This window comes from Nocardia sp. NPDC060220, assembly GCF_042727815.1.
Taxonomy (GTDB): domain Bacteria; phylum Actinomycetota; class Actinomycetes; order Mycobacteriales; family Mycobacteriaceae; genus Nocardia.
In genome coordinates this window covers 1-8921 of sequence record NZ_JBHWZY010000219.1, presented here as the reverse complement: position 1 = coordinate 8921, position 8921 = coordinate 1, and the positions used below count along the sequence as shown (strand labels likewise).

General features: G+C 67.5%; 8 protein-coding genes. 6 read left to right on the top strand and 2 right to left on the bottom strand.

Features of this window, described 5'->3' with window-relative positions; translation table 11 throughout:
* Positions 1 to 62 precede the first annotated feature (62 nt).
* The 6 genes from ACFWF3_RS13940 (at position 63) to ACFWF3_RS13915 (ending at position 6690) form a co-directional block, all read left to right on the top strand.
* Positions 63 to 608, top strand: a complete 546-nt coding sequence (locus ACFWF3_RS13940) for an adenylate kinase (RefSeq protein ID WP_378632266.1) — start codon at positions 63 to 65, stop codon at positions 606 to 608.
* A 26-nt stretch (positions 609 to 634) separates the two neighbouring features.
* A complete protein-coding gene (gene map, locus ACFWF3_RS13935; RefSeq protein ID WP_378632268.1) occupies positions 635 to 1432 on the top strand; it encodes a type I methionyl aminopeptidase in 798 nt (265 codons plus the stop codon).
* 74 nt (positions 1433 to 1506) lie between these two features.
* Positions 1507 to 2592, top strand: a complete 1086-nt coding sequence (locus tag ACFWF3_RS13930; protein ID WP_379313966.1) for a BMP family protein — start codon at positions 1507 to 1509, stop codon at positions 2590 to 2592.
* Positions 2593 to 2603: 11 nt separating this feature from the next.
* Positions 2604 to 4121, top strand: coding sequence for an ABC transporter ATP-binding protein (locus tag ACFWF3_RS13925; protein ID WP_379313965.1), 1518 nt, complete (start codon positions 2604 to 2606; stop codon positions 4119 to 4121).
* A gap of 8 nt (positions 4122 to 4129) precedes the next feature.
* Positions 4130 to 5407: an ABC transporter permease gene (locus ACFWF3_RS13920; RefSeq protein WP_379313964.1), complete on the top strand. Its 1278-nt coding sequence runs from the start codon at positions 4130 to 4132 to the stop codon at positions 5405 to 5407.
* On the top strand, positions 5404 to 6690 hold the full coding sequence (locus tag ACFWF3_RS13915; RefSeq protein ID WP_379313963.1) for an ABC transporter permease: 1287 nt from the start codon (positions 5404 to 5406) through the stop codon (positions 6688 to 6690). Before ACFWF3_RS13920 ends, ACFWF3_RS13915 begins: the two co-directional genes overlap by 4 nt.
* On the opposite strand, the gene dtd is transcribed toward ACFWF3_RS13915, so the two are convergent.
* Positions 6691 to 7134 carry a D-aminoacyl-tRNA deacylase gene (gene dtd, locus ACFWF3_RS13910; RefSeq protein ID WP_378993643.1) on the bottom strand — a complete coding sequence of 148 codons (444 nt, stop codon included), beginning with the start codon at positions 7132 to 7134 and terminating at the stop codon, positions 6691 to 6693. It abuts the gene before it with no gap.
* A 109-nt stretch (positions 7135 to 7243) separates the two neighbouring features.
* The gene (locus tag ACFWF3_RS13905) at positions 7244 to 8779 is read right to left on the bottom strand and encodes a hypothetical protein (protein WP_378993642.1); all 1536 of its coding nucleotides are present in this window, start codon (positions 8777 to 8779) and stop codon (positions 7244 to 7246) included.
* Positions 8780 to 8921: the final 142 nt, after the last annotated feature.

Below are 8921 nucleotides of genomic sequence, written 5' to 3'. Positions count from 1 at the left end.
GCCGCCCTCGGCCACCGAACCGACCCAGTCGCCCCTGACGCTCGCCCCCTAGGGTTCCTCAAGTGAGAGTTGTTCTGCTCGGTCCGCCGGGTGCCGGCAAAGGTACTCAGGCCGTCCTGCTGTCAGAGAAGCTGGGCGTTCCGCACATCTCCACCGGAGACCTCTTCCGCGCGAATATCAGCCAGCAGACCGCCCTCGGTCGCGAGGCGCAGAAGTACATGGACGCGGGCGACCTGGTCCCCAGCGACGTCACCAACCGCATGGTCGAGGCGCGTGTCGGCGAGCCCGACGCCGCGAACGGTTTCGTGCTCGACGGTTACCCGCGCACGGTCGATCAGGCCGACGCGTTGAAGAAGATCCTCGAGCACAACGGCACCACGCTCGACGCGGTGCTGTGCTTCGTGGTCGCCGAGGACACCGTGGTCGAGCGCATGCTCGCCCGTGGGCGCGCCGACGACACCGAGGACGTCATCCGCAACCGGCTGCGGGTCTACCGTGAGGAAACCGAGCCGCTGCTCGAGCACTACGACGGTCTGGTCGTGACCGTCGACGGCATCGGCGAAGTCGATGAGGTCAACGCGCGGGCGCTGAAGGCGCTCGGTCAGTAATCAGCGGATCGGAGTACTGAGGCCGGATGGTCTTCAACCGTAAGAAGAAGGTCGTGCCGTTCCGTTCGGCGGGCGAGCTGGATGCCATGCAGGCGGCCGGCGCGATCGTCGGTGCGACGCTGGTCGCCGTTCGCGCGGCGGCCAAGCCCGGCGTCTCGACGCTGGAGCTCGACGAGGTCGCCGAGGCGACGATCCGCGACGCGGGCGCTGTCCCGTCGTTCAAGGGCTATCACGGGTTCCCCGGCTCGATCTGTTCTTCGGTCAACGATCGTGTGGTCCACGGGATCCCCTCGGCGAGTGACATTCTCGTCGAGGGCGATCTCGTGTCCATCGACTGCGGCGCCATCCTCGACGGCTGGCACGGCGACTCGGCGTGGACGTTCGGCATCGGCACCATCATCGAGGCCGATGAGCTGCTGAGCGAGGCCACCAGGCTCTCCATGGAGACCGGCATCGCGGCGATGCTGCCGGGCAACCGGCTGACCGACGTCTCGCACGCCATCGAGCTGGGTACGCGCGCGGCCGAGCAGGCGCACGGCAGGCAGTACGGCATCGTCGACGGTTACGGTGGCCATGCCATCGGGCGCGAGATGCACATGGATCCGTTCCTGCCCAACGAGGGCGCGCCCGGTAAGGGCCCGCGCCTGGTGGTCGGGTCGGTGCTGGCGATCGAGCCGATGCTCACGCTCGGTACCACCGAGACCAAGACGCTCGACGACGACTGGACTGTGGTCACCACCGACGGGACGCGCGCAGCGCATTGGGAGCACAGCGTCGCCGTCACCGAGGACGGGCCGCGCATTCTCACGCTGCGCCCTGAGTAGTTCATCGACGGCTTTTCGGTGAAGTAATCGTTCTAATCTGTCTGGTCGCCTGCGCGATCCTGTATCTCTGAGTGATGAGATCCCGGATCGCGCTGGTCGCCGTCGGTTGCGCGGCCTCGGCCTTGCTCGTCGGCTGCGGTGAGCCGCCGCCGGACGCGCGCTATACGGGATCGGGCAACACCTACGGCACCGCGAACGCGGGTTTCGAGACCTGCATGGTGACCGACGCGGGCGGCGTCGACGACAAGTCGTTCAACGAATCCGGCTGGAACGGGGTGAAAGCCGCGATCGACGCCAACCCCGGCGTCTACGGCTCCTACCGCCAGTCCAACAGTTCCGCCGACTACGAACCCAACCTGCGAGCCTCGGCCGACGACGACTGCGATCTGGTGATCGGCGTCGGCGGCCTGATGGCCGAGGCGGTGGCACAGGTGGCCGCGGAGTACCCCGATCAGCGTTTCGCGATCGTCGACGCGCACGTCGAGCTGGACAATGTCTACTCGATGGAGTTCAACGCCGCCCAATCCTCTTATCTGGCAGGCTATCTCGCGGCGGGAGTGTCCAAGACCGGCCGGGTCGCCACCTGGGGCGGCATGCAGATCCCCGCGGTGACCATCTTCATGGACGGGTTCGCCGCCGGAGTGGCCGGGTACAACGCGGCGCACGGGACCGCGATCGTTGTGCTCGGCTGGGATGTCGAGGACCAGAACGGTTCGTTCACCGGCAATTTCGACGATACGAGCGCGGGCCGCTCGCTCACCGAGAACTTCATCGCCCAGGGCGCCGACGTGATCCACCCGGTCGCGGGACCGGTCGGCATGGGCGGGGCCTCCGCCGTGCAGGACTCGTCGAACGTTTCCATGATCTGGGTGGATTCCGATGGCTACGAGGCGGTTCCGGAGTACCAGGACATCATGTTGTCCTCCTCGATGAAGGACATCTCCGCCGCGGTACGGGTGGCGATCGACAATGCCTTCGGCGACGGCGTCACAGACGGACGGTACGTGGGCACCCTGAGTAATGCCGGGGTCGGGCTCGCGCCGTTCCACGATTTCGACGCGAAGGTGCCGGAGCCGCTGAAGCGGGAGCTCACCACTCTTCGGCGCGACATCGTCGACGGCAAGATCGTGATCTATTCCCCGGCCGCCCCGAAGCTGTAGAGGACAGGCGCATGCGACTCGAAGCACAGGGCTTGACCAAGGCCTTCGGAACATTTCTCGCCGACGACAGCGTCGACCTGGTGGTCGAACCCGGCCAGGTGCACGCGATCCTCGGCGAGAACGGCGCGGGCAAGTCGACCCTGATGAACATGCTGTACGGCATCCTCGAACCGACCAGCGGCCAGATCCTGATCGACGGCGAGCCGGTACGGCTGCGATCGCCGGGCGACGCCATCGCCGCCGGAATCGGCATGGTGCATCAGCATTTCAAGCTCGTCGGGCCGTTCAGTGTCGCCGACAACGTGCAGCTGGGTCGCGAACACGTCAAGCGGGGCGGCCTCGACCGGGCGACCGCGCGGCGGGCGGTGCTCGAGGTGTCCGAGCGGTACGGTCTGGCGCTGGATCCCGACGCTGTCTGCGAGGACCTGCCGGTCGGTGTGCAGCAGCGGGTCGAGATCGTGAAGGCGCTGTCCGGCAGGACCGATCTGCTGATCCTGGACGAGCCGACCGCGGTGCTCACCCCGCCCGAAGTGGCCGAGTTGCTCGGGATCATCCGCAATCTCACGGCCTCGGGGATGTCGGTGATCTTCATCAGCCACAAGCTCAAAGAGGTGAAGGCGATCGCGGACACGATCACCGTTCTGCGGCGTGGGCGGGTCGTGGCCGAGGCGTCGCCGCAGGACAGCGAGGCCGAGTTGGCGGCGGCGATGGTCGGGCGGTCGGTCGTGCTGACCGTGGATCGACCGCAGGCGCAGCCGGGCGAGATCGCCCTGGACATCAAGGATCTGACCGTGCTGGGCGAGCGCGGGACGCCGATGCTCGACGGACTGAGTCTGGCTGTGCGGGCCGGTGAGATCGTCGGGTTGGCCGGGGTCGAGGGCAACGGGCAGACCGAACTGGCCAGGGCGGTGCTCGGGACCATCACGCCCGAGAGCGGCTCGATCGAGATGGGCGGTATCCCGGTCACCGGGTGGAACCCGTACCGGCGGATCGTGGCCGGGCTCGGCTACATCCCGGAGGATCGCGGCCGCGACGGGCTGGCCGCCGATTTCACCGTCGCCGAGAACCTCGTCCTCAACCAGTACCGCGACAAACCCCTGTCGAATCGCGGCGTGGTCGACGCGGCGGCGGTACGAAAGCTGGCCGACAAGGCCATCGCCGATTTCGACATCCGCACCAGGGGGCCGGGGGAGCTGGTGTCGGCGCTGTCGGGCGGCAATCAGCAGAAGGTGGTGATCGCGCGCGAATTCTCCAGGCCGCGTTCGGTTCTGGTCGCCGCGCAACCGACGCGAGGAGTGGATGTCGGCGCGATCGAGTTCATCCATCGCCGTCTGGTCGCCGAACGCGACACGGGAACCGCCGTCCTGCTCATCTCCGCTGAGCTGGACGAGATCCTGGCCCTGTCCGACCGCATCGCGGTGATCCACAACGGGCAGATCGTCGGCGTCCTGGCCCCGGACACACCGCGCGAGATCATCGGTCAGCTGATGGCAGGCCACCGTCCCGCCGATCCAGCACCCGCGAGCTGAGGACACCCATGCCGAGTACGACCATCGAGCCGGACATCGACTCACCCGGCGAGCGTGAACCGGACAGGCGCGGCGTCGGCCGCACATTCATCGGGTACCTGACCGAAGCCAACAGCGTGATGGTGACGATCTATTCGTTGTTGCTGGCCTTCGCGATCGGGGCCCTGCTGATCATCGTCTCCGACGCGGCGGTGCGGGGTGCCTGGGGCTACTTCTTCAACCGGCCCGCCGATGCGCTGAGTTTCTCGTGGCAGGCGGTGAGCGCGGGCTATCGCGACATGTTCGAGGGCGCGATCATCGACTTCGGGCGGGTGCAGCAGTATGTCGACGGTGACGCCACCCTGGCCCAGGTGCTGCGCCCGATCTCGGAGACGCTCACCTACGCGACCCCGCTGATCTTCACCGGACTCGCCGTCGGCCTGGCCTTCCGGGCCGGACTGTTCAATATCGGCGGGCACGGGCAGTTCATCTTCGGCTTGCTCGGCGGCGTGGTGGTCGGGTTCGCGCTCGACCTGCCGCCCTTGCTGCATGTTCCGCTGGCCCTGCTCGCGGGTGCGCTCGCGGGCGGTCTGCTCGGCGCCATCCCCGGCGTGCTCAAGGCCAAAACCGGTGCGCACGAAGTGATCTCGTCGATCATGCTGAACAATATCGCTACTTACTTTCTGCTCTGGGCGTTGAGCACCACGTTCATCCACTCGACGACCTCGCAGGAACTGGTGTCCAAGCAGGTGGACTTCTCCGGCCGACTGCCCCGGCTGCTCGGCTGGGCGGGCTCGGGCCTGCGGGTCAGCGCGGGGCTGTTGCTCGGGCTGGCGCTCGCGGCCGGAATCTGGTGGCTGCTGCGCAAATCCACCTTCGGGTACCGGATCCGCGCGGTCGGTGCCAATACGCACGCGGCGGAAACGGCGGGTATCGATATCGGGCGCACGTTCGTCACCACGATGGCGGTGTCGGGCGGGCTGGCCGGGTTGGGCGGCGCCGCACTGGTGTTGGGGCTCAACCCGTACACGGTGAATCCGGGCACGGTCGCCGAATTCGGGTTCGACGGGATCACCGTCGCGCTGCTCGGGCGGGCGCATCCCGGCGGTATCGTCGCCGCCGCACTGCTGTTCGGTGCGCTGAAATCGGGCACGTTGCACATGCAGCCCGCCATTCCGGTCGAGATGTCCACGCTGTTGCAGGCGGTGATCGTGCTGTTCGTCGCCGCGCCCGCGCTGGTGAAAACCCTGCTGCACCTGCGCACACCGCGCGGTGGTCTCAACACTCTGGAAGCGAGGGGCTGGTGAGTACCACCACCGCGTCACCGGTCGTCACGGCCGAATCAGCCAGGCACGGTGTGGCCGGGGTGGTGCTCATCGTGCTCGGCATCGGTCTCGGCGTTCTCGGGCTGCTGTTCGTCAACGGTGGGCGGACGACCACCTTCCGATTGGATCAGACCGTCGAAAGTGGCTGGACCGTCAACACTCTCACGATCGTGCTGATCCTTGGCGTGGTGACCGTGGTGCTCGGTGGGGTGCTGGCGGCGCGGCCGCTCTCGCGGCGCGCGCACGGGGCGATCGTCGGCATCGCGGTGGCGGCCCTGGTGATCGCGGCGCTGTCGTGGGTGGTGACGCCGGGCGTCGGCTTCCCGGTGGAGTTCGTGCTGGCGTCGACGCTGTTCCTGGCGCTGCCGTTCATCTTCGGTGCGCTGTCCGGCGTGGTCTGTGAACGGTCGGGCGTGATCAACCTCGGCATCGAGGGCCAGTTCCTGGCGGGCGCGTTCACCGCGGTGCTGTTCTCCTCGATCACCGGCAGCCCCTACGCCGGGATTGTGGCCGCGGTGATCAGCGGCATGCTGTCGACGCTGCTGCTGGCCTGGCTCGCGACCCGCTTCGAGGTGAACCAGCTGGTCACCGGTGTCATCCTCAATCTGCTCGCGCTGGGGCTCACCGGCTTCCTGTTCGAACGGCTCATGCGCATGGACCATTCGCTCAACCAGCCGAGCACGGTGCCGCGCATCGGCGGGTTCCTCCACGACATCGGCCTCGGCTTCCTGACCGGCATCCCGGTGCTCGGGCCGGTGCTGTTCGACCAGAACCTGTTCGTCTATGTGGCGCTGGCCTGCGTGTTCGGGCTGTCGTATCTGCTGTTCCAGACCCGCTGGGGCCTGCGCACCCGCGCCGTCGGCGAACATCCGGCCGCGGCCGACGCCGCGGGCATCGACGTGAACCGCCTGCGCTTCTGGAACGTCACCTGTGCCGGTGCCCTGTCGGGTTTCGGCGGCGCCTTCTTCACCATCGCCAACAATGTGGCCTTCAGCAAGAATATGACCGCGGCGCTCGGCTTCGTGGCCCTGGCGGTGATGATCGTCGGCCGCTGGAAGCCGGTCGGCGCGCTGCTGGCCGCCCTGCTGTTCGGTTTCTCCAGCGCCCTGCAACGCTTCCTCAACACCATGCCGGGCAACCCGATCCCCACCGAATTCCTCGGCATGCTGCCCTACGTGGTCACCCTGGTCGTGGTCGCCGGATTCATCGGAAAGGCTGTCGCGCCCGCCGCCGACGGCATCCCGTACCGGCCGGGCGACAAGTAGTCAGCCTTCGAGCAGGACGGTGACCGGGCCGTCGTTGGTGAGTTCGATCTGCATGTGGGCGCCGAATTTTCCGGTGGCGACGGTGGCGCCCAGTTCGCGGAGTGCCTCGGCGAAGGTGTCGACGAGGGGTTCGGCGAGGGAACCGGGGGCGGCGGCGTTCCAGGACGGGCGCCGGCCCTTGGCGGTGTTGGCGTAGAGGGTGAACTGACTGACCACCAGGATGGGGGCGTCCAGGTCGGCGGCGGAGCGTTCACCGTCGAGGATGCGCAGGCGATAAGCCTTGTCGGCCAGAGCTTTCGCGTTGGCCGCGGTGTCGGTGTGGGTAGCGCCGACGAGAGCGAGGAGGCCGTGGGGGACTCCCGTCGCCGCCGGGTCGATGCGGCCGACGACCTGATCGTCGACGCTCACCTGGGCGCTGGTCACACGTTGCAGCAGTACTCGCACAGCTCCGATCATGCCGGGTGACCGCGCTGTGCGGCGTTCGGGGGGCGACTCATCTGTCGGTGCGATCACCACGGGTCTGCTGGGCACCGCGGCTTTTCGCGGTGACGATTCAATCCTTGCCGAAGAAGAGGATATTCGGGCCGTAGTCGGTGAGTGGGGCCTTCTCCGCGGACTGGCGGATGCCCGCGCCGGGGAGCTCGGTGACCTTGGCGAACATCTCGGCATTGCCGAAGGCGGCTCTGACCTGGGTTTCGGAGGCGTAGTCGGCGCCGTAGTCGGCCAGGGTCGCGAAATCCAGGGGCGCCAGCGGGGTATCGAGGGGTGCCTGGCCCGCCGGCCTGCCGAGGGCGGCGTACTGGGTGGCGACGCCGTTGTCGTAGAGGCACAGTTCGTAGGAGATCTTCTCGATCGTGGCGACGGTGAGGACCGGCCATTTCATCGAGAGGGCCACGGCGAGTGGGTGTTTGCCGAGGGCGCCGATCTCCCAGTTGAGACTCTTCACCGAAATCCAGCTGCCCGAGGACTTTTCGACGAGCACCACATCGGCGCCGAGCTCGGTCTCGAGGTTGGTCTTGGGTTCTTTGACACCCCAGTGCTTGTCGTGCACCCCGGCGAAGCGGCCCGCGTCGACCGGATTCGCGCCGTCCTGGGCGTACGCGGCGACGATCGCGGCGCGTACCTGCTCCAGCGCGTCCGGCGCCGAGCACCGGACGGCGATCGCGCCGTAGGTCGCGGAGATCTCGACCGGTCGCGACGGCGGCTCCGGCATCGCCCCTGCCGCAAGGGGTTTGAGACCCACTAGGGCCAGCCGCCAATTGATCTCGTCGATCGTGGCCAGGTCGCCACCCGACTGGTACAGGATCTGCTGCTGCGTGAGCCGTCCCGCGCGTTCGAGGGTCGGTGCGCCCAGCTTCACCAGCGCCTGCGTGGTCTTGACCGTGAGGTCGAGCTCCTCGACCCGGGTTTCGCGCAGTTTCGCCGTGCTCGCGGTGGTGGTCACCTCGGAATACAGGGTGCGGTAGGTCGCGATGGCCTGTTTACGTGAGCGCCCCACCATCAGGGTGCGCAGCAGAGTGCTCAGACTCGCCAGGTACTTGCCCGGTTGTTCGGAAGCGCGCGCGTACATCGCCGCCCGAATCCGGACCGCCGACTCACTGGCCGCCACCGCCGCGTCGTGATCGAGCCGCATCAACCACACGCCGCACTTGGACAACCCGTCGGCGCACATGGCCGAAACATCCGGGTAGTCCTGCGCGACCTGCCGATACGCCGAACAGGCGCTGCGAATGGTGTTGGTCGCGAGCTGCCGGTGCCCGACCAGCCGCGTCGCCTGCTCGAACAACCGCAACGCGTCCTGCAACGCACCCGCGTACTCGTAGGAGACGTACCCGCCGACCAGCCAGTGCAGCCGGATCGCCACCGCTTCCTGCGCGGGTTCCAGCGCCTCCGCCGTGCGGTCGCGCCCCGACGGATCATCCCTGGTCGTGAGCAGACCCTGGGCGAATTCGGTCAGCGATCCGGCCAAGCGCAGGTAGTCGTCGGCGTGCTGGCTGCGGGTGTTGGCGCGATTGGCTGCCACGCGCCGTTCGAGGCCGCTCAGATCGGTCATGAGCAGTTCCATCGCGACGTCAAGCTGGGCACCCATCGTTCGTTCGTTCATGGCCGTCCGGCGGCCGCTAGCGCTTTGATCGAGTCTGTCACAGATCGGTGTCGGCTGCCGGATCGTTCGCCGGAACCGGCTGTTCATCCGGCATCGGTGCCGGTGTTTCCTTGGTGCTGTGCATATT